At 64.4% G+C, this 24105-nt stretch carries 20 protein-coding genes; 8 read left to right on the forward strand and 12 right to left on the reverse strand.

Annotated features, from left to right (window positions below):
* The first annotated feature begins 55 nt into the window (after positions 1–55).
* Positions 56–649, forward strand: a complete 594-nt coding sequence (locus HBF25_RS02355) for a CcdC protein domain-containing protein (protein ID WP_341778022.1) — start codon at positions 56–58, stop codon at positions 647–649.
* 24 nt (positions 650–673) lie between these two features.
* Here the strand turns inward: HBF25_RS02355 and glnK are convergent, their stop codons facing one another.
* Entirely contained in the window at positions 674–1012 is a 339-nt protein-coding gene (gene glnK / locus HBF25_RS02360) for a P-II family nitrogen regulator (protein ID WP_166946445.1), read from the reverse strand.
* Between the two features lie 180 nt (positions 1013–1192).
* Between glnK and ubiK the strand changes: the two genes are divergently transcribed.
* A complete protein-coding gene (gene ubiK, locus HBF25_RS02365; RefSeq protein ID WP_166946447.1) occupies positions 1193–1447 on the forward strand; it encodes a ubiquinone biosynthesis accessory factor UbiK in 255 nt (84 codons plus the stop codon).
* A 173-nt stretch (positions 1448–1620) separates the two neighbouring features.
* Positions 1621–3123: a YifB family Mg chelatase-like AAA ATPase gene (locus HBF25_RS02370; RefSeq protein WP_166946177.1), complete on the forward strand. Its 1503-nt coding sequence runs from the start codon at positions 1621–1623 to the stop codon at positions 3121–3123.
* Positions 3124–3165: 42 nt separating this feature from the next.
* Here HBF25_RS02370 and map read toward each other — a convergent pair whose 3' ends face one another.
* Together map and HBF25_RS02380 are read right to left on the reverse strand one after the other, a co-directional pair.
* Entirely contained in the window at positions 3166–3942 is a 777-nt protein-coding gene (gene map / locus HBF25_RS02375; protein WP_166946179.1) for a type I methionyl aminopeptidase, read from the reverse strand.
* Positions 3939–4148 (reverse strand): ParD-like family protein, encoded by a 210-nt coding sequence (locus HBF25_RS02380; RefSeq protein WP_166946181.1) that lies wholly within the window; start codon positions 4146–4148, stop codon positions 3939–3941. Before HBF25_RS02380 ends, map begins: the two co-directional genes overlap by 4 nt.
* A 336-nt stretch (positions 4149–4484) precedes the next feature.
* Here HBF25_RS02380 and HBF25_RS02385 point away from each other — a divergent pair, with 336 nt between their 5' ends.
* The 3 genes from HBF25_RS02385 (at position 4485) to HBF25_RS02395 (ending at position 10713) form a co-directional block, all read left to right on the forward strand.
* On the forward strand, positions 4485–6788 hold the full coding sequence (locus HBF25_RS02385) for a carbohydrate-binding protein (RefSeq protein WP_208392369.1): 2304 nt from the start codon (positions 4485–4487) through the stop codon (positions 6786–6788).
* Between the two features lie 403 nt (positions 6789–7191).
* A complete protein-coding gene (locus tag HBF25_RS02390) occupies positions 7192–8583 on the forward strand; it encodes a DUF418 domain-containing protein (RefSeq protein WP_166946185.1) in 1392 nt (463 codons plus the stop codon).
* A gap of 336 nt (positions 8584–8919) precedes the next feature.
* Positions 8920–10713, forward strand: coding sequence for a cation:proton antiporter (locus tag HBF25_RS02395; protein WP_243852964.1), 1794 nt, complete (start codon positions 8920–8922; stop codon positions 10711–10713).
* 215 nt (positions 10714–10928) lie between these two features.
* Here HBF25_RS02395 and aceA read toward each other — a convergent pair whose 3' ends face one another.
* Together aceA and aceB are read right to left on the reverse strand one after the other, a co-directional pair.
* Complete coding sequence (gene aceA, locus HBF25_RS02400; RefSeq protein ID WP_166946189.1) at positions 10929–12218, reverse strand: isocitrate lyase; 1290 nt, start codon at positions 12216–12218, stop codon at positions 10929–10931.
* A 19-nt stretch (positions 12219–12237) separates the two neighbouring features.
* On the reverse strand, positions 12238–13833 hold the full coding sequence (gene aceB, locus HBF25_RS02405; protein ID WP_166946191.1) for a malate synthase A: 1596 nt from the start codon (positions 13831–13833) through the stop codon (positions 12238–12240).
* Positions 13834–13973: 140 nt separating this feature from the next.
* Here aceB and HBF25_RS02410 point away from each other — a divergent pair, with 140 nt between their 5' ends.
* Entirely contained in the window at positions 13974–15002 is a 1029-nt protein-coding gene (locus HBF25_RS02410) for a LysR family transcriptional regulator (RefSeq protein ID WP_166946193.1), read from the forward strand.
* A 6-nt stretch (positions 15003–15008) separates the two neighbouring features.
* Here HBF25_RS02410 and HBF25_RS02415 read toward each other — a convergent pair whose 3' ends face one another.
* The 7 genes from HBF25_RS02415 to HBF25_RS02445 all read right to left on the reverse strand — a co-directional run bounded on the left by HBF25_RS02415 (position 15009) and on the right by HBF25_RS02445 (position 20776).
* On the reverse strand, positions 15009–15596 hold the full coding sequence (locus HBF25_RS02415; protein WP_166946195.1) for a 1-acyl-sn-glycerol-3-phosphate acyltransferase: 588 nt from the start codon (positions 15594–15596) through the stop codon (positions 15009–15011).
* Positions 15593–16015 (reverse strand): alternative ribosome rescue aminoacyl-tRNA hydrolase ArfB, encoded by a 423-nt coding sequence (arfB, locus tag HBF25_RS02420; RefSeq protein ID WP_166946448.1) that lies wholly within the window; start codon positions 16013–16015, stop codon positions 15593–15595. The genes HBF25_RS02415 and arfB overlap by 4 nt, the downstream gene beginning before the upstream one ends.
* Positions 16016–17023: 1008 nt before the next feature.
* Complete coding sequence (locus tag HBF25_RS02425) at positions 17024–17740, reverse strand: pseudouridine synthase (protein WP_166946449.1); 717 nt, start codon at positions 17738–17740, stop codon at positions 17024–17026.
* 5 nt (positions 17741–17745) lie between these two features.
* Positions 17746–19398 carry a ubiquinone biosynthesis regulatory protein kinase UbiB gene (gene ubiB, locus HBF25_RS02430; RefSeq protein ID WP_166946197.1) on the reverse strand — a complete coding sequence of 551 codons (1653 nt, stop codon included), beginning with the start codon at positions 19396–19398 and terminating at the stop codon, positions 17746–17748.
* Positions 19395–20063 carry a ubiquinone biosynthesis accessory factor UbiJ gene (locus tag HBF25_RS02435; RefSeq protein ID WP_166946199.1) on the reverse strand — a complete coding sequence of 223 codons (669 nt, stop codon included), beginning with the start codon at positions 20061–20063 and terminating at the stop codon, positions 19395–19397. The genes ubiB and HBF25_RS02435 overlap by 4 nt, the downstream gene beginning before the upstream one ends.
* Positions 20064–20115: 52 nt before the next feature.
* Positions 20116–20580 carry a tRNA (cytidine(34)-2'-O)-methyltransferase gene (locus HBF25_RS02440; RefSeq protein WP_166946201.1) on the reverse strand — a complete coding sequence of 155 codons (465 nt, stop codon included), beginning with the start codon at positions 20578–20580 and terminating at the stop codon, positions 20116–20118.
* A 7-nt stretch (positions 20581–20587) separates the two neighbouring features.
* On the reverse strand, positions 20588–20776 hold the full coding sequence (locus HBF25_RS02445) for a hypothetical protein (protein ID WP_166946203.1): 189 nt from the start codon (positions 20774–20776) through the stop codon (positions 20588–20590).
* Between the two features lie 400 nt (positions 20777–21176).
* Here HBF25_RS02445 and HBF25_RS02450 point away from each other — a divergent pair, with 400 nt between their 5' ends.
* A complete protein-coding gene (locus HBF25_RS02450; protein ID WP_166946205.1) occupies positions 21177–24026 on the forward strand; it encodes a M16 family metallopeptidase in 2850 nt (949 codons plus the stop codon).
* Positions 24027–24105 lie beyond the last annotated feature (79 nt).

Here is a 24105-nt window from a genome sequence, read left to right on the forward strand (position 1 = left end):
CTGACAGTCGTCACCCGCAAAGGGTGGCGACTGGCCCTCGTGGCGGCACCGGCGCGTGGCTAAGCTGTGCCCATCCGACGAACGCGAGAGCCTCGCCATGCTTGCCCAGATCGCCACGCAGTCCCCCGCTTCCCTGTTTACCCCGATCCTCATCGGCGGCCTGGTGGCATTTGCCATCTATCGCCGGGTGCGCGGCAGCTTCGGCCGGCAGCCGATCCGCACGCGCCGCATGACGGGTCGCGTGGTGTTGTTCGGGGTGATCGCCCTGCTGATCCTGTCCTCGGGCCTGCAGGACATCCGCCTGGCGGAGGGCGGCTTCGCGGGGCTGCTGGTGGGCGGCGCCCTGGGCCTGCTGGGGCTGCGCCTGACCCGCTTCGAGCTGGGCACCGGCGGCCAGGATTGCTACATCCCCAATCCATGGATCGGCGCAGCGCTGACGGCCCTGTTGCTGGGCCGCCTGGCCTGGCGCTTCCTGGTGCTGGCGCCCATGTTCGGCGGTGCGCAGGCGCACCCGCATGCACCGGCACCGGGTAACAGCCCGCTCACGATGGTGATCGCCGGGCTGACCATCGGCTACTACATGGCCTACTACATCGGCATCCTGATGCACCACCGCCGCTTCAAGCGGCTGGGGCAGGCCGCGGCCTGAGGATGCCCTTAAGGACGACGCCCCTCAGAGGGCGTCGTTGTCCAGCTCACCGGTGCGGATCCGCACCACCTGATCGAGCGGACTGACGAAGATCTTGCCGTCGCCGATCTTGCCGGTACGGGCGGCCTGCTGGATGGCTTCGACCACGCGCTCGATCTGGTCGTCGGCCACGGCGACCTCAAGCTTGATCTTGGGCAGGAAGTCCACCACATACTCGGCGCCCCGGTACAGTTCGGTATGGCCCTTCTGCCGGCCAAAGCCCTTCACCTCCGTCACGGTGACGCCCTGGACGCCCACATCGGCGAGGGCTTCGCGGACGTCGTCCAGTTTGAACGGCTTGATGATGGCGACCACCAGCTTCATGTATGGCTCCTTGGGGCGCAGGCGGGTGCCGGCGCGGGGGATGGACATTGTGCCATCCGGGCTGCCGGGCGTCTTCCTGGGTCCTTTGTAGGAAAAACCCTACAAGACGTGTGGGCGTACGCCTATAGCGCCTACAATCCCATCACTTAGAATTCATTCCACGACATCGAGGTGCGCAAGATGGATGTGCAGGGTATCGATCAACTCGCACAGCGATTGGCATCGTTGGTTCCGCCAGGGTTGGCGCAAGCGCGTGAGGACATGCACGCCAACATCAAAGACATTCTGGCGCAGGGATTACGCCGCCTCGATCTCGTAACCCGCGAGGAATTCGACGTCCAGAGCCAGGTCCTGGCCCGTACGCGCGAAAAGCTCGAAAGTTTGGAAAAGCGCATCGCTGATCTCGAAGTCAGCGCAGCGCACGGCGGCCAGTAGGACTGACCGCAAGTCCCGGGACCGCCTCCGATCCGTCACCCTCACCCCGAGAGCGGTCGGGGGCGGTTATTTTCCCCGCCGGCGCAAGGAGCGCGTATGCGAACAGGATCCCCGCAGGATCGACGACGTTCGCTACCCGGCCAAATCCGTTACCGGTTACGATACCTCCACTTATGAGTCTCGCGGTCACCTTGTCGCGGGCGCAGGAAGGTGTTGCCGCGCCGCAGGTCGTCGTCGAGGTTCACCTGTCCGGCGGCCTGCCCTCCACGTCCATCGTCGGCCTGCCCGAAGCGGCGGTGCGCGAGGCGCGTGACCGCGTCCGGGTAGCCATCCAGAACACCGCCTTCGAGTATCCCAACCGCCGGGTCACCGTGAACCTGGCGCCCGCCGAGTTGCCGAAGGATGGCGGACGTTTCGACCTCGCCATCGCCCTGGGCATCCTCGCCGCCGGCTCACAGGTGCCCCGCGAACGGCTCGACGACTGTGAATTCCTGGGCGAGCTGGCCCTGTCCGGCGAGCTCCGCCCCGTGTCCGGCATCCTTCCCGCCCTGATCCGCGCCCGTCGCAGCGGCCGTCGCATCGTCGTACCTCGTGCCAATGCCGCCGAGGCCGCCATCATCGGCGAGGCCGATGTACTGCTTGCCGACAGCCTTGCCGAGGTCTGCGCCTGGCTGAGCGGGCAGGTCGAGCTGGTGCCACCACCGGTATCCACCGACTTCTACGACCTGCCGCAGTCCGGCCCCGACATGGGCGACATCCGGGGCCAGCACCAGGCGCGCCGGGCACTGGAGATCGCCGCGGCCGGCGGCCACCACCTGCTTCTCATCGGCCCGCCCGGCACCGGCAAGACCATGCTGGCCGAACGCCTGCCCGGCATTCTTCCACCCATGACTGAATCCGAGGCGCTGGAGAGCTGCGCCATCCGCTCACTGGCTGGCGAAGATATCGATCCGGAAGGCTGGCGCCGCCGTCCCTTCCGCGCCCCGCATCACACGGCATCGGGCGTGGCACTGGTCGGCGGCGGCTCCTGCCCCCGCCCGGGCGAAATCTCGCTGGCGCATAACGGCGTGCTGTTCCTCGACGAGCTTCCCGAGTTCTCGCGGCATGTCCTCGAAGTGCTCCGCGAGCCACTGGAATCCGGGCAGATCGTTATCTCCCGTGCCGCGCGCCAGTCCACCTTTCCGGCGGAATTCCAGCTGGTCGCTGCAATGAATCCCTGCCCCTGCGGTTACGCAGGCGATCCGTTGCACGAATGCCGCTGCACGCCGGATCAGGTGCAGCGCTACCGTTCGCGCATTTCCGGCCCGCTGCTCGATCGCATCGATCTGTGCGTGGAAGTACCGCGCGTCCCCATCTCGGCCCTCACGGCCGGCCCTTCACCCATGGACGAAGATAGCGCCACGGTGCGCCGTCGCGTCATCACGGCGCGTGAGAAGGCGCTGCTGCGTTCGGGGCAGAGCAATGCGGAACTGAGCGTCGTGAACCTGGAGCGGGACTGCGCGTTGCCGCATGCGGAGCGCGAGTGGCTTGAATCGGCACTCGACAAGCTGGGTGCCTCCGCACGCGCCTATCACCGCATTCTCCGCGTGGCGCGCACCATCGCCGATCTAGAAGGCGGCACGGGGTGTGTCGAACAGCCGCATCTGGCGGAAGCGCTTCATTACCGGCGTTTCTGATCGACGTGAGCCGGCGAAACCAGCGTTGCTGGCAGCCTGCACTCAGCTCATGGCACAAAGCGGCTTTTCGTCAGGCCTGAGCGTCAGCACTCGCACGCCGTGTCGTGTCACGGCCACCGTATGTTCGAACTGTGCGGACAACTTGCCGTCACGCGTGTACACCGGCCATTGATCGGGATGCGACACGATGGCGGGCCTGCCCTCGTTGAGCATCGGCTCGATGGTGAAGGTCATGCCTTCCTGCAATTCGACGCCCGTGCCGCGATGTCCGTAGTGGAGCACCTGCGGGTCTTCGTGCATCTCCCGGCCGATGCCATGGCCACAGAATTCCTTGACCACGCTATACCCGTGTTCGCGCGCGTGGCGGGCGATAGCGTGACCGATGTCGCCAAGGCGTGCGCCGGGGCGTACTTCGGCGATGCCTTTCCACATGGCCTGGTAGGTCACATCGACCAGGCGCCGGGCTGCATAGCCGACTTCGCCGATCAGGTAAGTGGTGCTGGAATCGGCAACGTAGCCGTCTTTTTCCAGCGTGATATCCAGGTTGACGATCTGCCCGTTACGCAGAATATCGTCTTCCGACGGCATGCCATGGCATACGACGTTGTCGATCGAGGCGTTCAGTACATAGGGAAAGTCATACTGTCCCTTGCTGGCAGGGCGAGCCTTCAGTTCATCGACGATCATGCGCTCGACGAAATCGTTGATCTGCATCGTGCTCATGCCTTCCATGGGCAGGCGATCAAGGGCATGGAATACGGAGGCCAGCAAGCGGCCGGATTCCGCCATGCGAACGATTTCGTCGGGCTGCTTGATCACGCCGATGCGGCCAGTGGCTGTGACCTGACGCCGGCCTCCCTCAGTTCCCTCGCCACCAGTTCCTGGAAACTCAGCTCGGGATGCAGCTCGCAAAGCATGCCGATGCGAATCCAGAAATTGGCCTGGGCGTTGATCGAACGGCTGGTGACCGTACATGCGCGGCGCAGCTGGTCGTGCAGTTCGTCGTCGATGTTCACGATGCCCATGGGTGTTCCTGCCTGAAGAATATGCGAAACATATATGAATCGTATATCCCATTCAAGGCCAACAGCCGGTGGAAGAACCCGTCTTCACATACCGGAGAGTGATCCCCGTCACGGCCCGGCTACCCCCTGTCCGGGGTAAACAAAGCGCGCGATTTTTTGCCATGCACGGGAGTGCGCCAGGGGCTAGCGTGTCAAAGGGCCATGTTTGCGCGGCACGTCATGCCATGACGTATGCCGAGGCAAGGGATAGTTCATGACCGTCCGGTTCGCCATGGATCCGCGAGCGACTCCATGCCGTGCCCATGCGCCCGATCCCTTCCTTACGAGACGAGCGTGATGATCGATCGCATCCCTTCCGCCCCGCGTATCCTGAGCATGCTGATTCCGGCCCTTCTGGCCGTTTCCGCCGGTGCCCAGGCCAATGGCGCACATACGCCGTTCACCAGTTACGAGGCCGAAGCCGGACACCTCAACGGCGCGCACCTCGTTGCCCTCACGGCACCTCCGGCCGACCGTTTCGCGACGCCCGCGTTGGAAGCTTCCGGCCATTCCTATGTGGAACTGCGCAACACCGGCGAAGAAGTCTGGTGGAGCAACGACACCGGTCAGCCGATCAGCTACATCGACGTTCGCGCCAGTGTGCCCGATGCCCCGCAGGGCGGAGGCATCGAAACGACGCTCAACCTCTACGTCAACGGCGTTTTCCGCCAGCACGTCAATCTCAATTCCCACCAGTCGTGGATCTACGAGGGCCAGCAGTACCAGGCGAGCGACCAGAATCCCGCCAGCGGTCGTCCGCGCGCCTTCTTCGACGACAGTCACTTCTTCGTGCAGGGCGATCCGATCGCACCGGGCAGCACGTTTTCGTTCCGCAAGGACGGTGACAACTCCGCGAGCTTCTATGACCTCGACGTGATCGACGTCGAGAACCCGCCCGCACCGCTCGCGCAGCCGGCCGGCTCGCTGTCGATCACCGATTGCGGCGCCGTAGCCGACAACGCGCCGACGCTGGGCCGTGGCGATACAAATGCGCCCGACAGCTCGGTCGCCATCCAGAACTGCATCAACCAGGCGCAGGCGCAGAACCGCGTGCTGTGGGTGCCGGCCGGTACGTTCTACCTGAAGGGTACGCAAGGCCTCATCGTCAACGGCCTGACCATCCAGGGCGCAGGCATGTGGTACAGCACCATCTATCGCCAGGTGAGCCTGCCCAACAACGCCGGTGGCCTCGGTGCGCTGTTCCAGGTGCACTCGTCCACGATTCGCGGGCTGCACCTGGATTCCAACGCGACCAGCCGTGAAAGCATCGACGGTGCAGGCGGCGCGATGGATATCGCGGGCACCAACTGGCTACTGGAAAACCTGTGGACCGAGCATGTGCTGTCCGGCTACTGGGCCGCAGGCAACGGCGGCACCATTCGCAACAACCGCGTGACCTCGGTATGGGCGGATGGCTGCAACCTCAACAATGTGTCGCTGGATGCCACGCAAGGCAACAACCTCACCGCCACCAACAATTTCATCCGTGGTACGGGTGACGATGCGATGGCGATTAACTCGGTGCATTACAACGGATCGGGTGCAGGGCAGGTTTTCTACAGCCCGATGACCAACATCCACGAAACGGACAATACGCTCATCGCCGCATGGAATGGCAAGGGCATCGGTGTGTATGGCGGTACCGGCCATGACGTGGAAGACAACCTGATTGCTGACACCGCGCGTTATACCGGCCTTGGCGTAGGGCGTTTCGGCGTCAATGGCGACGACCTGCACAATTCGCGTATCGCGGGCAATCGCATCGAGCGTGCAGGCGGCAACGGTTTCGATCAAGGGCAGCCAGCCATTCACATCGGCAACGGCAGCGATGGTCAGAACACCGGCATCGTGGACGGCAACGTCGTGACGGGCAACGTCGTCGTGCAGCCGATGTTCGACGGCATCGGTTTCTCGACGTCGACCAACACGACGCTGTCGAACAATACCGTGGTGTCACCATGGCGCAACGGCATCGTCATCGGAGCGCCGTTCTATCCGGCGAAGAACGGCAATGCCACGCTGACGGCAAATACGGTGAACGGCGTTGCCGCCGGTCAGTTGCCCTACCAGAACAGCGAGCCGACTTTCAGCGCTACGCTCAATGGCAATAGCTGGCAGTCGACCGTGGTCGATACGGCGTTCTCCCATGCGCTGGCGTTCCCCGGCACGCTGGCCTTCGCGAGTTACGACCTGGGCGGCCAGGCCATTGCCTATAACGTGCTGTCGGCCAACGGCGGTGCGAATGTCTCCCGCGCCGACAGCGTGGACCTGGAAACGAGCGCGGACACAGGTGGTGGCTATGACCTCGGCTGGACGGCCAGCGGCCAATGGTTCCACTACACCGTGAACGTGGCGCGCCCGGGCACCTACCAGCTTGCCTTCCGCGTGGCATCGCCGGGTGGCGTGCCCCGTGCCTTCCATCTGGCCGATGCCCAGGGGCACAACCTCAGCGGCAGCATTGATGTCCCGTCCACCGGTAACTGGCAGGCATGGACCACGGTCACCGCCTCGGTACAACTCCCTGCCGGGACCCAGGTCCTCACGCTCAATGAGGATGCCTCCGGCTGGAACGTACATCAGGTGACGGCGTCACCGCAGTAACACTCCGCTCCTGCGCCTGCGGATTTTCCGGGGCGCAGGACTCCATCGGCGTTGCCAGGGCATAAGGCGGAAGGCACGTCCTGACGAGTAGCCAGCGAATAGTCGGGGCATCAGTATTTGCCGGGGCAGCGATTTTCTGGCGATTTCGCGAAGAAATATTGTTATTCCTCCGCCAGGAACGATAGTTTTCGCGCCTCGCAGCCCAAACGGCCAAGTCACGGCGCGCAAGGCGCCATACCCTAGGCCTGCAATCTCGCCAGGATCGCAATCACGGCCAAGATGCCGGGAGCGAATCGGCCGGCGTCAGGAAGACTTACAGACCGCGCAGTCCTTGAGGGGGGATTGAGTCGATCGACAGGCGCCATGTGTCGATCCTCCATGCCGTCGTTTGAGTGAACCATCCATGTCCGATATCAGCATCGACTCCGCCGCTGGCGGCGTCGGCCCCATCCCGCGCACGCGTCCGTCGGCGACTGCCCAGCCGGTGACGTTGTCCGATCGCATCGTCACGATCGATGCCCTTCGCGGGTTTGCCTTGCTGGGCATTCTCGTCATGAACATCGATGATTTTGCGATCCCCGGTGCATTCGGCGGTATTCCGCTGAATGCATTCACGGGCGACCACGCCACGCTCAACATGATCATCTGGGCGATCAAGTGGATCTTCTTCGAAGGTCGTATGCGCGGCATGTTCGCCATGCTGTTCGGTGCAGGTGTGGTTCTTCTCACCGAGCGCATCTCGAGGCGGGATGGCGTCACATCCGCGTCGGACATTTATATGCGACGCAACATGTGGCTTCTCGTCATGGGATTCCTGCATGGCGTATTCATCTGGACGGGCGACATCCTGTTCCATTACGGCCTGTGCGCGCTTATCTTTCTTTATCCGTTTCGTCTGCTCAAGTCGCGCACACTGATCATCACCGGCACACTTGTTTCCCTGTTCATCGCAACAACCAGCATGTCGCTTTTCTACCTCAAGCTTCCGCAGCGTCTTGCACTCCAGCAGCAGGTAACGGCCGAGGTAAGCCACACGTCGGGCGCCCACCCGGATGCAGAAGCGGTCAAGCGCGCGAAAGAATGGAAAGAACTCAATACATCGCAGGTGACCGACAAGGAAGGCTATGCCGAGCAGGTCGCCGAGGTTCGCGAGCAGAGCTATGTGGAAGGCGTGGAGGCGCGTTTTACCCGTCTTTATGGCGATAGGTCGGGCCGCGGTTACCTGGAGATCTTCGATGAATTCAGTGCCATGCTGATCGGCATGGGGCTTTTCAAGAATGGATTCCTCACCGGACGTCAATCCACGAAAGTCTACGCCTGGACGGTAGCCATCGGTTTCCTGATCTCGGTGCCGCTCTCGTTGCTCGGGCTATGGCACGTGCAGCAGGACGGATTCACCACGTGGAGCATGAGCCTGTGGCTTTACCTGCCTTATTACCTCAATCGTGAAGCCGCATCGCTCGCCATCACGGCGCTCATCCTGTTGTTGATGAGGCAAGGCGTGGCAAAGGGCCTGTGGAATGCGCTTTCGGCGGTGGGCAGGACAGCGCTCAGCAACTACCTCCTTACCAGCCTCATCGCGCGTGCCCTGTTCTCGGTCGGCCCCTGGGCGCTCTACGGCAGGCTGGAGTACTACCAGATCACCTACGTGGTCGCCGCCATCTGGGCGTTCAATATCGTGGCAAGCATGCTCTGGCTGCGTGCTTTCCGTTTTGGTCCGGTCGAATGGGCGTGGCGCTCGCTTACGTACGCACAGTGGCAGCCCATGCGTATTCGTGAGCCGGTGACGGCCTGATTCCCGATACGGAAAAGAACAGAGCGTGCGCACCGAACGCTTTCGCTGTTGCCACGAGGTCGTGTCGTGATGACGTGAAACAGTGCGTTTCCTCCGGTGAACTTTATTTCATGTACTGAAGAGTTGACAAATAGGGGGTGGGGGCGGAGAATTCTGTACCAGGCGGTTCTCTTAATAATGGCCCGCCCGCCCCGTCCCGATGCTGGATACCCCTCCCTCCCCCCGCTCCAGCATCGGGACCCGGCCTTTCTTCACATTTGGATCCTTATGATCCCCGTTGGCGACCGGCTCCCCGAGCTGGTCGTTTTTCTTTTGGGAACAAGGATCTGCACCTCTATGGAACTGGCAATGCTGCTGACCCTGATGCTCGGCATCGGGTTCCTGTGCCAATGGCTGGCCTGGCGGGTGCGCCTGCCGGCGATTCTCTTCCTGCTGCTCGCCGGTATCGTCGCCGGCCCGGTGACGGGGCTGCTGCATCCCGATCAGCTGCTGGGCGACCTGTTGTTTCCCATCGTTTCGCTGGCGGTGGCGGTCATCCTGTTCGAGGGCAGCCTCACGCTGCGCTTCGGTGAGCTGAAAGGTATCGGGCACGCCGTGCGTGGCCTGGTCAGCTACGGCGCCATCGCGGCGCTGCTGATGCTGGCCGCTGCCGCGCACTGGATCGGCGGACTCAGCTGGGAGTTGTCGCTGCTGTTCGGTGCGCTGACCTGTGTGACCGGACCCACGGTGATTGCGCCGATGCTGCGCACGGTACGGCCCAATGCGCGCATCTCCAACATCCTGCGCTGGGAAGGCATCGTCATCGATCCGATCGGCGCGCTGTTCGCCGTGCTGGTGTACGAAGCGATCGTGTCGCACCGGCAGGGGCATTCCATCCAGGTATTCCTGGGCACCGTGGCCTGTGGCGTGATCGTGGGTGGCGTGGCCGCCTTCGTGCTCGGCCGGCTGTTACGTCGGCAGATCATTCCCGAGTATCTGCAGAACTTCGGCACGTTGGCGGCGGTGCTGGCCGCCTTCAGCGTGTCCAATCACTTCGAGCATGAATCGGGCTTGCTTGCCGTGACGATCATGGGCATCGCGCTGGGCAACATGCGCGATGTGCACATCGACGACATCATGGACTTCAAGGAGCACCTGACGACGCTGCTGGTGTCCACGTTGTTCATCCTGCTGGCCGCGCGACTGGACTGGCCACTGCCCAACGGCGCGTTGTTCGCGGGTATTGCGATCTTCGTAGTCGCGCAGCTGTTCATCAGGCCGCTATCGGTGCTCATCTCCAGCGTCGGCAGCACGCTGGCGTGGAAGGAGCGTGCGCTGATTGCATGGATCGCACCGCGTGGCATCGTGGCCGCATCGGTCTCTGCGCTGTTTGCCATCCGTCTGGAAAAGATCGGCCTTGAAGGCGCGGACAAGATGGTGCCGCTGGTGTTCCTGATGATCATCGGCACCGTGGTATTCCAGAGCGCCACGGCGCGGCCCCTGGCCCGCTGGCTCAAGGTGGCCGATCCGGAACCGCGTGGCGTACTGATCTATGGTTCGGACAATGTGGCGCTGGAGATTGCGCAGGCCCTGGCGGCGAACGAAGGCCTTCGCGTGGTGGTGGCCGACGACGACTGGAATGGCATTCGTGCCGCACGCATGGCGGGTCTTTCCACGTTCTTCGGTAACCCGGCCTCGCAGGCGGCGGATCGCAATCTCGATCTGGCCGGTATCGGTCATCTTTTTGCGATGTCCACGCATCGCGAACTGAATTCGCTGGTGAGCGTGCATTACCGCGAAGAGTTCGGGCGCGACAAGGTATATCGCCTGCGCAACCTGTCGCCGGAGGAAAGCCATGGTCGCGCATCGCTGGCAGGTAGCCTGCTCGCCACGGCATTGTTTGCCGACGACATGACCCATGCGCGCTTCGCCGATCTGTTGAAGGAGGGCTGGCGGATCAAGTCCACGCGCCTCAGTGAAACCTTCGACTGGCCGCACTTCATCGAGCAGTACGGTTCGCGCACGGTGTTGTTGTTCGGCATGGAAGAGAAGGGCGCCCTGCGCATCGCATCCGGACATCGCGAGCTGGAACCGCGCCCGGGCTGGACGGTGATCGCCCTGGTGCCGCCGGAACAGCGCGTCATTCCTTGACGCGCCGCCACAAGAGACAGAAAATACGCACCGCGACCGCGCGCAGTCTCCCCGCCCTCGGTCGCAGTCTCCCCCTCGACAGCCAGCCAAGCCCCCTTCCGCGTGGGCCCAGCCAGCAATCGCGCGAGCTGCTATTCCAGTAGGAGCGCGCCTTGCGCGCGACCGGGACATGCACGGCGCACCTGTCGCGCGCAAGGCGCACTCCTACACGAGCATCAGGCGGCCGAGGCGGGGTGGAACTGCTCTTCTTCCGTCGAACCTGACAGCGCCGACAGCGAGCTGAGCGAGCCCGAGATCACCTGGTTCACCGCATCGAAGTAGCCCGTGCCCACTTCGCGCTGGTGCTTCACTGCCGTGTAGCCGTCCTTTTCCGAAGCGAACTCCGCATCCTGCAGTTCCACATAAGCTGCCATCTGGTGCTGGCGATAGCCGTTGGCGAGCTGGAACATCGAATGGTTGAGTGCGTGGAAGCCGGCCAGGGTGATGAACTGAAAGGCGTAGCCCATCTCGCCCAGGCGCTTCTGGAAGCTGGCGATGGTCTTTTCGTCGAGGTGTTTCTTCCAGTTGAAGCTCGGCGAGCAGTTATAGGCCAGCTTCTTGCCCGGGAACTTCGCATGGATCGCTTCGGCGAAGCGGCGTGCTTCGTCCAGATCCGGCGTGGATGTCTCGCACCAGATCAGGTCGGCATACGGCGCATAAGCCAGGCCACGGCTGATGGCCTGCTCAAGGCCCTGGCGGCTTTCGTGAAAGCCTTCCACGGTGCGCTTGCCGGTGAGGAAGGGTTTGTCGTTGTCGTCGATGTCCGACGTAACGAGACCTGCGCCCTGGGCGTCGGTGCGCGCGATGATGAGCGTGGGCACGCCGGCCACGTCGGCGGCCAGTCGTGCGGCAACCAGCTTCTGCACGGCTTCCTGCGTCGGCACCAGCACCTTGCCACCCATGTGTCCGCACTTCTTCGCGCTGGCGAGCTGGTCTTCGAAATGCACGCCGGCCACGCCGGCTTCGATCATCTGGCCCATCAGCTCATAGGCGTTGAGCACGCCGCCGAAGCCGGCCTCGGCATCGGCCACGATCGGTGCGAGCCAGTCGCGGCCATCCTTGCCTTCGGCGTGGTGGATCTGATCCGCGCGCAGCAGCGCCTTGTTGATCCGGCGTGCGACATTGGGCACGGAATCCACCGGGTACAGTGACTGGTCGGGATACATGGTGCCTGCCGTATTCGCATCGGCGGCGACCTGCCAGCCAGAGAGATAGATGGCCTCCAGCCCGGCCTTCACCTGCTGCATCGCCTGGTTGCCGGTGAGGGCGCCCAGTGCATTCACGAAGGGGCGCTCGTGCAGCGAGCGCCACAGGCGTTCGGCACCACGACGGGCCAGCGTGTGTTCCACCTGCACGCTGCCGCGCAGGCGCACCACGTCTTCCGCGCTATAGGGGCGCTCGATACCGTTCCAGCGGTCGTTGTTCTTCCAGTCCAGCGTGATGTGTTCGGCGTTGTGCGTCTTCATGGTGGTTCTCCTTGGAATCTCAGGACAGGCGCTCGTAGGCGGGCAGGGTGAGGAAGTCGCGCAGTTCGTCGGCACGGGTAAGCGCGGACAGCAGGGTGGCGGCTTCGTCGGCGCGTGAGGCACCGGGTGCGGAGGAATCACGCAGGCGGTGACGATGTTTTTCCAGTGCGTGATCGAACAGGGCGAAACTGATGGATGCGTGGTCGCTGAATTCGATCGGCCCGTGGTGCAGCCATTGCCATAGCTGTGCGCGGGCGATCTCGGCGGTGGCTGCGTCTTCCATCAGGTGATGGATGGGCACGCAGCCCTGGCCGTCCAGCCATGCGGCTGTATAGCGCAGGCAGACTTCCACGTTGTTGTCGAAACCCTCGCGGGTGACCGTGCCGATGGCGGGCGCGATCAGCGCGTCACGCGATGCGATGACGTCGTCGCGGCGCACGTGCAGCTGGTTCGGTGTTGGCATGTGTTCGTCGAACACTGCCTGAGCCACTGCGACGAGTGCCGGGTGAGCCACCCAGGTGCCGTCGTGGCCGGCAGTCACCTCGCGCAGCTTGTCGGCGCGCACCTTGGCAAGCGCGGCTTCGTTGGCGGCCTCGTCGCCCTTGATGGGAATCTGCGCGGCCATGCCGCCCATGGCGAACGCGCCACGGCGATGACAGGTGCGGATGAGCAGCTCGGAGTAGGCCTTCAGGAACGGTACCGTCATGCCCACCTGTCCGCGTTCCGGCAGCAGTCGCTCGCGGTGTGCGCGAAAGGTTTTCAGGTACGAGAAGATGTAATCCCAGCGGCCGCAGTTGAGGCCGACAACGCGATTGCGCAAGGCATGCAGGATCTCGTCCATCTGGAACACGGCCGGCAGCGTCTCGATCAGCACCGTGGCCTTCATGCAGCCGTCGGGCAGGCCGAGTTCGGTTTCGGCATGGCTCATCACCTCGTCCCATAGCGCCGCTTCTTCCATGCTTTGCAGCTTGGGCAGGTAGAAGTAGGGGCCACGATCGCGCTCGTGCAGCGTCCGCGCGTTATGAAAGGCGTAGAGCCCGAAGTCGAGCAGGCTGCCGGAGACGATGTCGCCATCCACTTCCATGTGGCGCTCCGGCAGGTGCCAGCCACGGGGGCGCACGACGAGCACGGCAGGGTGAGGCCCCACGGTGTAGCGCTTGCCGGCGTCGTTGGTGAACTCGATGCTGCCGTTCACGGCATCGCGCAGGTTGCGCTGGCCGTCGATCTGGTTGTGCCAGGTGGGTGCGCTGGAATCCTCGAAGTCGGCCATGAACACCTTCGCGCCCGAGTTCAGCGCGTTGATGATCATCTTGCGTTCGACCGGGCCGGTGATTTCCACGCGGCGGTCCTGCAAGGCGGCCGGGATGGGGGCGACGGCCCAGTCGCTCTGCCGCAGGGCGGCCGTGTCGGGGCGGAAGTCGGGCAGCTCGCCCGCGTCATAGCGCTGCTGGCGGGCGCTGCGTTCGGCCAGCAGGGCGAGGCGGCGGGTGTCGAAACGCCGATGCAGCCCGGCGACGAAGGCGAGGGCCCCCGGGGTCAGGACATCGGCGTGGGCCTTGCGGTCCTCCACGCGGACGCCGGACAGGGGATCGATCGCACTCTTGGGAACGGCCATGACGTGATGCCTCCAGCGACGGGTCGGGAGTTCACGCTACGCCTCGATCATTGAATTTGACAAAGCATATGTTTCAAAGAAACATATTGAATAAATTAATAGTAGTTCCAGTTCGCTGATTATCATCAGGAAATCGGAGCATGAAAAAGCTGAATGACGGGCGGAAAACCACGCCGAAGAGCCGTTCCAGGGTTTCAAAGGCCCAGGAGGGCGAGGACACCGGCGGCCGTTTCTACTACAAGGGCAACCGCCTCAAGCAGCTGCGGGCCTTCGTCTATATCGCCCGGCTCGGCAGTCTCAGCCGGGCGGCTGAAGCCCTGTTCCTGTCTCAGCCCTCGGTGAGCCTCCAGCTGAAGGCGCTGGAACGGGAGCTGGGCGCCACCCTGCTGGAACGCACCCGCCGACGTATCACGCTCTCCGATGCCGGCGAGGCGTTGTACGAGATGGCCCGTCTCCTCGTGGAGGGCTTCGAGGACCTGGACCAGGCGTTCCGCACGCGCGTACAGGGAGCCAGGGCGGGCAGGCTGACCATTGCGGCCGGGTCGTCCACCATCCAGTACCTGCTGCCCGAACTGGTGAAGACTTATCGTGAGCGCTACCCGGGAGTGCATCTGGCGCTGTCCAACGTGACCAATCGCGATGGCATTGCGCTGTTGCGCAGTGACGAAGTGGATATCGCGGTCGGCTCGATGATCGACGTACCCCATGACATCGCGTGGGCACCGGTCTATCACTACGACCCGATGCTGATCATGCCGCCCGATCATCCGCTGGCGACGAAGAGCGACATCCGGCTGGAAGACATCGCGCAGTACGGGCTGATCCTGCCGCCGAAACGGCTCACCACCTACCGCCTCGTGGACATGGTGTTCCAACAGCGTCACGTGCCCTACAAGGTGGCCATCGAAGTTGGTGGCTGGGATGTCATCAAGCAATACGTCGCCATGGGACTGGGCATCTCCATCGTGACCGGCATCTGCCTTACCGAGGCCGATCGCGAGCGCCTGGCGATACGGAACATGCGCCAGTACCTGCCACAACGCAGCTATGGCGTGGTGATGCGCAAGGGCAAATTCCTGAGCCCGGAGGCACGGGCCTTCGTCGATCTCATCCGGCCCGGTCTGCTGACTCATCGCGATTACGACGAGTCGGGGCATTCCGAGCGTTGATGCGGATCAGACGTCGCGGTGCTTGCCGTGATAACCGGCAAACATCGCGCGGATGCGAATCATGTCGGCGTCGATATCGTCGCTGGCGTGCACGAGCGGGCCAAACGTGAAGGTCTTCGTGGGGTAATCGATGAAGATCGGCTGGATGGGCACGCCCGACGCGCGGGAGATGCGCAGGAAACCGGATTTCCACTGTGTGACGGCCTTGCGCGTGCCTTCCGGTGCGATGCCCAGCCACATCTTCGGGTGGGTGGCGAAACGCTGCACCATCTGGCCGACGATGTCGGTGGCGGCCTTGCGATCGATGGGAATCATGCCGAGCTTGCGCACGATGGGACCGAACGGGCCGCTGAACACTTCGCGCTTGATCATTACGCCAAGATCCAGGCCAATGGCCGATTTCATCAGCAGGCCCCAGATGCCGTCCCAGTATGACGAATGCGGCGCGCCGATGAGAATGACGCGCGAGAGGTCGGGCAGGTCGCCCACGATGCGCCAGCCGCTGATGCGGATGGCCCAGCGTGAGAAACGACGCCACGCGGAATCGGGCAAGGACGGCACGTTGGGTGGCAGGCGCTCGGGGATGCCTGTCATTCGCGGCTCCAGTCGCGGGAGCGGCCACGCTTGGTGTCGCCGCGTTGCGATTTGCCGGCGAGGCGGCGTTCTTTCGAGGCGCGCGTGGGCTTGGTCGCCACGCGCTTCTTCGCCACGACGGTGGCTTCGCGGATGATCTCCACAAGGCGGTCGCGCGCGTCGTCGCGGTTGCGTCCCTGGTCGCGGAAGCGGCGTGCCTGGATCACCAGGATGCCAGCATCGGTCATGCGCCGGTCGCGGCGGGCCAGCAGTCGCGCACGAACTTCATCGGGTAGCGAAGCCGACGAGGCAACGTCGAAACGCAGTTCCACCGCACTCTCGGTACGGTTCACATGCTGCCCACCGGGACCGTCGGCGCGCATGAAACGCTCGACCAGTTCGGTCTCGGGGATGGCGATGGATCGGGTGACGGTGAGCATGGTGGGGGATTCTAGCAGCGCAGATGATGCCGTCATGATGCGTTGCGGCGGGTTTGCGCCAGAGGGCCTCTACGCGAAAGCCGATGTGGCGTGGTCGTGTTTGCTGGTAAACCGGGGCGCTGGGTTCCAGCGTTCGCTGGAACGACGGGTTACCAGACTGAGAATCCCCGCCCATCCCTCACGTCGTTCCTGCGAAAGCAGGAACCCAGCGCGGTGCGCTGGGTTTTTGCACGAGGGTGACCTACGCACGAGCTGATGTGGCGTGGTCGTGTTTGCTGGTAAACCGGGGCGCTGGGTTCCAGCGTTCGCTGGAACGACGGGTTGCCAGACTGAGATTCCCCGCCTATCCCTCACGTCGTTCCTGCGAAAGCAGGAACCCAGTGCGGTGCGCTGGGTTTTTGCACGGGGGTGACCTGCACACGAGCCGATGTGGCGTGGTCGTGTTTGCTGGTAAACCGGGGCGCTGGGTTCCAGCGTTCGCTGGAACGACGGGTTACCAGACTGAGGTTCCCCGCCTATCCCTCACGTCGTTCCTGCGAAAGCAGGAACCCAGCGCGGTGCGCTGGGTTTTTGCACGAGGGTGACCTGCACATGAGCCGATGTGGCGTGGTCGTGTTTGCTGGTAAACCGGGGCGCTGGGTTCCAGCGTTCGCTGGAACGACGGGTTACCAGGCTGAGATTCCCCGCCTATCCCTCACGTCGTTCCTGCGAAAGCAGGAACCCAGTGCGGTGCGCTGGGTTTTTGCACGAGGGTGACCTGCACACGAGCCGATGTGGCGTCGTCGTGTTTGCTGGTAAACCGGGGCGCTGGGTTCCAGCGTTCGCTGGAACGACGGGTTACCAGCCTGAGATTCCCCGCCTATCCCTCACGTCGTTCCTGCGAAAGCAGGAACCCAGCGCGGTGCGCTGGGTTTTTGCACGAGGGTGACCTACACACGAGCCGATGCAGCGTGGTCGTGTTTGCTGGTAAACCGGGGCGCTGGGTTCCAGCGTTCGCTGGAACGACGGTCAAGCGAGGCTCCAGTTGTCGTAGGCGGTTTGCCAGTTGAAGTGTTCGAGCAGGCGGAGCCACGTCGCATCCAAGCCTGCGTCGATACTCATGGGGCGGCCATCGCGGGGGTGAGTGAACTCCAGCCTCGCGGCATGCAGCAGCAGGCGATGCGATGCGAAATGCTGCTTGTACAGCCGGTTGTGATCGCCGCGTCCGTGCTGGCTGTCACCCACGATGGGGTGGTGGATATGCGCGAAATGCTTGCGTATCTGGCGGAAGCGCCCGGTGCGTGGCTCGGCGGCGACCAATGCGTAACGCTGCTTTTCGTAGCGACCCAGCGGAATATCCACCTCGATGATGCCCAGCCGCCGGTAATCGGTCTGAGCCTCCCGCCGCGGACCGGTCTCGCGCGAGCCGGGCAGCGGGTAGTCGATGCAGCCGTCTTCCGGATCGGGCCATCCACGCACGATGGCGGCATAGCGCTTGCGTACCGTGCGCCCCATGAACTGCTCGCCGAGCTGCGCGGCGACTTCGGATGAGCGCGCCACCAGCAGCACGCCGGAAGTAGCGCGATCAAGGCGGTGCGCAAGATGCAGTTTTCCCTCGACCTGCTCGCGCAGCATGTCGATAAGAAAGGCGTCGTCCGGGCCGACGAAGGCCGAGCGATGCACGGCGAGGTTCGCAGGCTTGTTGACGGCGACGAGGTCGTCGTCCTGGTACAGGATCTCGAGCATGTCGGTCAGCGACTGCGACGCGGCCATGCGGCCACGAAGGCTGCAACACCCACGATGCCGAGCACCAGCGCCACGGGCCACGCCGCATGCGGCGATAGCGCGTACAGCAACGACGCACCAATGAACAGCGAGCCACCGAGCAGGCCACAGGCGATGGAGCGGTGCAATCGGCGCGCATCTTCGCGCGCGAGTGCCAGCGCCAGCGGATCGGCCACGTGGCGGCGTTCGCCACTGGCGACCTGACGCAACGCATCGCGCACCAGCTCCGGCATGCGAGGTGCGTTGTGCAACCACTCCGGCACGCGACGACGTACGTCGCGCAGCGTGGAGCGAAGGCTGTAGCGCTCGCGAAGGATGCGCTTGAGCACCGGATGCGCCACGGCCCAGATGTCGATCTCCGGATCGAGCATGCGGCCCACGCCTTCGATGTTCAGCAGTGTCTTCTGCAGCAGGATGAGCTGCGGTTGCAGCGTCAGCTCGAAACGACGCGCCGTCTGGAACAGCTTCACCACCAGCTCGGCGATGGAGATCTGCGATAGCGGGCGCGTGAAATACGGCTCGCACACGGTGCGCACGGCGGCTTCGAGCTCGTCGAGGCGGATGTTCGACGGCATCCAGCCCGCGGCGACATGCAACTGCGCAATACGCGCATAGTCACGCTCGAACAAGGCGATGAAGTTCTCAGCCAGCCAGTACTGATCGGCCTCGGGCAGCGAGCCCATGATGCCGAAATCCAGTGCGATGAAGCGCGGTTCGTCGATACGCGCGGTGTCTACCCAGATGTTCCCCGGATGCGCATCGGCGTGAAAGAAGTTGTCGCGGAAGACCTGCTCGTAGAACAGGCGCACGCCCTTCTCGGCAAGGCGCTTGCGATCCAGGCCTGCGGCCTCGATGGCCGCGATGTCGTCGGCGCTGACGCCACGAACGCGTTCGAGGGTGAGCACGCGCTCGGTGCTGTAGTCCCAGTGGACTTCGGGCACGTAGAGATCGACACCGCTGGCGAAGTTGCGCCGGAGCAGGCTGGCGCTGGCGCCTTCGCGCTGGAGATCGAGCTCGTTGGCGAGCATCTTCTCGACTTCGGCCACCACGTCCAGCGGGCGGATCTTGTCGGCATTGGGATGCCAGCGCTGGGCCAGTTCACCCAGCGCCTGGAGCAGGTCGATGTCGCGTGCGATGCGCTTGTCGATGCCGGGGCGCAGCACCTTCACCACTACCTCGCGGCCATCGTGCAGCGTGGCCGCGTGCACCTGGGCGATGGAGGCGGAAGCCAGCGCGTTCTCGTCGAAGCGGGCGTAGACCGTGGTGACCGGTGCCTTCAGCTCGCGCTCGACGATGGCGCGGGCTTCGGCGCCGGGAAACGGCTGCACCTGGTCCTGCAACAGCGCCAGTTCGTCGGCCACGTCGCCGGGCACCAGGTCGCGGCGTGTGGACAGCACCTGGCCTGCCTTGACGAAGATCGGGCCGAGTTCCGTCAGCGCGAGGCGCAGGCGCGCCCCTCGCGACATGCCACGCACATCGGCAGCCGGACGCGGGAAAAGCGGCCGCACGAGCTTCAGGGGCCGGAACAGGTGGGCGCCATCGACCAGCTCATCGAGCTGGTATTTGAGCAGGACGGCGGCGACGCGCAGCAGGCGCGGAACGAGGCGCAGCGACGTCATGCGTTGTTGCCTTTAAGCGAGCGCTCCAGACGCGCAAGGCGCGCCTCGGCACGTTCGGTGCGCTCGCGCAGCGCGTCCACACCGTCAAGGAAGACATCCACTTCGCCGGGCGCCACGACGACACGGCCTTCGTCACGCAACCAGTCCGCGCCATCCTCGGTGAGATGGCCGGCGGTCTGCTTCGCATGCACGAAGGCCTTGTGCAGGGCCTGCGCCAGCGGTACGCCGATCGCATCGCCGAAACGCTGGGCGAAGGCTTCCTCGATATCCGGTGCGTACTGGCGGGCAAGGCGTTCGAGCCGGCGGGCCAGTTCGGCGTCACCGGCGATATCGACCTTGCCCGGGGATACGCCGTCATCGTCGCGGCGCAGGGCCATGGCGAGCAGGCTGCCTGGCGAGGCGGTGACGCGCAGGCTGCTGTCGTCTTCGCCGGGGCCGACACGCAGGCGGCCTTTCTCCACCGAGATGCGCAAGGTCAGATCGGGGCCACTCAGGTGGACCTGCACGCTGCGGCCATCGAGGGCATCGAGGCGCTGGCGGGTATCCGGGTCGAGATCCACGGCACGGTTGAGCACGGACTCCATCGCGCGGCCGGCGAGGACACGCAACGGACGGGGAAGGAAACGGGTCGGGCCGGCGTCGGCCGAGGGACGATCGGAGGTCATGGCCGGATTGTAGCCTGCCACCCCCGGAAGGGACGTATCCGCAGTGTCGCGGTCAGCCCGCGCCGTCGAAACCGGTCTGCCGCCAGGTCTCGAAGACCGCCACGGCCACGGCGTTGGACAGGTTGAGGCTGCGGTTGCCCGGCCGCATGGGCAGGCGCACGCGCTGGTCTTCCGGGATGGCGTCGAGTACGTCCTCGGGCAGGCCGGCGGTTTCACAGCCGAACAGCAGGGCGTCGTCGCTGGCGTAGGTCACGTCGGTATGCAGGCGATGGCCACGGGTGGAAAACGCGAATACCCGGGTGGGACCGATCGCCTTCAGGCAGGTGTCCAGGTCGTCATGGACGGCGACACGGGCAAACTCGTGGTAGTCGAGGCCGGCGCGGCGCAGGCGCGTGTCGTCCAGTTCGAAGCCCAGCGGGCGGATCAGGTGCAGGTCTGCACCGGTATTGGCGCAGAGGCGGATCACATTGCCCGTGTTGGGCGGAATCTCAGGACGGAACAGGATGACATGAGGCATGCGCCCATTATGAGGCAGAGGGCACGCACATGACGCCATCGTGTGGCAGGGCGCAGCCGGTCGCGGTAGCGGTGGCGCCCTTGGCGGCGAGCTGGATGGGGTCGCCGGAGTAACCCAGCATGTTCCCGAGGATGAGGCCGCAGACGATCATCGAGGCGACCAGCAGGCTACGGAGCAGGAGCAGTTCGTGTTTCATGGCAGTGTCCTTTGGGTGGTGTGGGATGGTCAGACCATCAGGCCCAGGGTGAAGCCGCACAGCAGCATGGAAGTGACCAGCAGGGCGGCGAGCATCGGCAGTTCGTACTTCATGGCGTGATTCCTTCAGTGGGTGGTGGGTCGGGCCGTCTGGTCCCGGCATGGGTATTAAGGCAAACGCCGTGCCAGCGGGTCAGAGGCTGCAATCAGCTGATTCGTATGAGGTTTGTCAGGTGTCGTTGTCGGTACTGTCTGTCCGCGGACAGGCGCACCCGCAAAGCGGACAGCCAGAGGGCCAGCGGACACGCCTACAAGGGGCATGACCGATGCCGATTGCGCCCGGTGAACCACGCGGGCTAGCCTCGGTCGATAACGTGGCCATTTGGCTTCCAGGAGCTCGCATGAAGAAACGCCTGACCCTGCTCGCGGCAGGGCTGATTTCCCTGGCCGGCGGCGCATCCGCCGCCGACGGCGCGTCCGCCACCCTTCCCGAGATCCCCTTCACCCGGTTCCAGCTGCCCAACGGCCTGACCGTGGTGGTCCACGAAGATCACAAGGCTCCCGTGGTGGCCGTCAGCGTGTGGTACCACGTGGGCTCGGCCGACGAGCCGGCGCGCAAGACGGGCTTCGCACACCTCTTCGAGCACCTGATGTTCTCCGGCTCGGAGAACCACAAGGGCACCTACTTCCAGCCATTCGAACTGGCTGGCGCCACCGACATGAACGGCACCACCTGGTTCGATCGCACCAACTACTTCGAGACGGTGCCGACCACTGCCCTCGACATGGCGCTGTGGATGGAATCCGACCGCATGGGCCATCTGCTGGGCGCCATCGGCCAGAAGGAACTCGACACCCAGCGCGGCGTGGTGCAGAACGAAAAGCGCCAGGGCGAGAACCAGCCCTATGGCCGCGTCGATGAAAACGTGCTCGTCAACACGTATCCGGCAAACCACCCCTATCACCATGACACCATCGGCTCCATGGCCGACCTGGATGCGGCGTCCCTCGCCGACGTGAAGCAGTGGTTCCACGATTACTACGGCGCCGCCAACACCACGCTGGTGCTGGCCGGCGACATCACGGTGGAGCAGGCCCGCGCGAAGGCGCAGAAGTACTTCGGCGACATCCCCGCCGGCCCGCCGGTGCCGCGCCAGCAGCCGTGGGTGACACCGCTGGCCACCTCCACTCGTGGCGTGCAGCACGACCAGGTGGCTCAGCCGCGCATCGTGCGCACGTGGATCGCCCCGCAGCTGGGCACCGACGATGCCGTGCAGCTCGACCTGGCCACCACCGCCCTCGGTGGTGGCAAGTCCTCGCGCCTGTATCAGCGCCTGGTCTACCAGGACAAACTGGTAGACGACGTCAGCATTTCCATCGGTCCGTTCGCCCTGGCCAGCCAGGTGCAGCTCACCATGGACGTGAAGGAAGGTGTCGATCCGGCCAAGGCCGAAGCCGTGGCCAATGATGTGCTGGCCGAGTTCCTCGCCAAGGGCCCGACGGACGACGAACTGGAGCGCGCCAAGGTGAGCAACCTGGCCGGCTTCGTGCGCGTGCTGGAAAAGGTGGGCGGTTCGGGCAAGGCCACGATCCTCGCCGAGGGCCAGGTCTACCGTAACGATCCCGCGGCCTACCGCAAGGATCTCGAACGCTCACAGCAGGCCACCACGGCCACCGTGCTCGCCGCCTCGAAGCATTGGCTCGGCAAGGGCAGCTATACGCTCACCGTGCTGCCGGCGCCGGCAGGCTTCGATCCGGAAGCCGAAGACAAGGCAGTGAAGGGGCTGGGCGATGCCGCCGGGCGTCCGAAGGCGGTGCTGCCTGCGGCCAAGAGCTACACCGCGGGCAAGTCCGAGGTCGATCGCGCGTCGGGCGTGCCGGCCGTCACCAGCTTCCCGGACCTCAAGTTCCCGGCCCTGCAGCGCGGCAAGCTGAAGAACGGCATCGAGGTAGTGCTGGCCGAACGCCACACGGTACCGGTCACGCAGATCCAGCTGCTGTTCGATGCGGGCTATGCAGCCGACCAGGGCCGCAAGCTCGGCACGGCCAGCTTTACCTCGGCGCTGCTCAACGAGAGCACCACCGACCTGGATTCGGTGGAAGTGTCCAAGCGCAAGGAGCGCCTGGGCGCCATCATCGGTTCCAGCTGCTCGCTCGATACGTGCGCGGTGGCCCTCAATGCCCTGAACAGCGAGCTTCAGCCGTCGCTGGAGCTGTTTGCCGATGTCGTTCGCCACCCGGCCTTCAAGCCCGAGGACATCGAACGCGTGCGTGGCCAGTGGATCTCCGGCATCGCCCAGGAGAAGACCGAACCCACCAGTCTTGCGCTGCGCACGCTGCCGCCGCTGCTCTACGGCAAGCAGCATGCCTATGGCATCCCGTTCACCGGCAGCGGCAACGAGAAGGCCATCGCGTCGCTCACCGCCGCCGACCTCACGGCCTTCCAGCATGACTACCTGCGTCCGGATAACCTGCGCATTCTTGTCGCGGGCGACACCACGCTCGATGCCATCCTGCCGAAGCTCGATGCGGTGTTCGGCGACTGGAAGGCGCCGGCCAGTGCCATTCCGAAGAAGAACATCGGCGAAGTTGCCGCTCAGGCGAAGCCGCGTGTGTTCCTGATTCATCGCCCGGATTCGCCGCAGTCGCTGATCCTGGCCGGCTTGCTGGCGCCTTCGACCAAGGCGAAGGATGCGCTGGACCTGGGCATCGCCAACGGCGCCTTCGGCGGCACCTTCACCTCGCGTCTCAACATGAACCTTCGAGAGGAGAAGCGCTGGGCCTACGGTGCGGGCAGCATGCTGTCCGATGCGAAGGGCCAGCGCCCGATGCTCATCTACGCACCGGTACAGACCGACAAGACGGCCGAGTCCGCTGCGGAGATCCTCAAGGAGGCCCAGGCCGTGATCGGGTCGAAGCCGTTGACTGACGATGAGATCGCCAAGATCCGCGCACAGCGCGTGCGCGCACTGCCGGGCAGCTTCGAAACGACGGGGTCGGTACTGAGTGCGTTGTCGAGCATCGTGATCTACGACCGCCCTGACGACTACGTGCAGACGCTCAAGTCGCGCATCGACGCGGTGGATCGTTCGGCAGCGGAACACGCGCTGTCCGAGGTGGTCCATCCGAACGCGCTCACCTGGGTGATCGTCGGCGACCTGCGCAAGATCGAAGCCCCTGTGCGTGCGTTGAACCTGGGCGAGATCCAGGTGATCGACGCCGACGGCAATCCGGTGAAGTCGCCCAGGTGACCTCATCGGCCGTGCGCGCGATCAGGGTGATCGCGCGCACGGCGCCATCCGGCTAGCATAGCCGCCGACCGTGATTCCG

This window comes from Luteibacter anthropi (genome assembly GCF_011759365.1).
GTDB lineage: Bacteria > Pseudomonadota > Gammaproteobacteria > Xanthomonadales > Rhodanobacteraceae > Luteibacter > Luteibacter anthropi.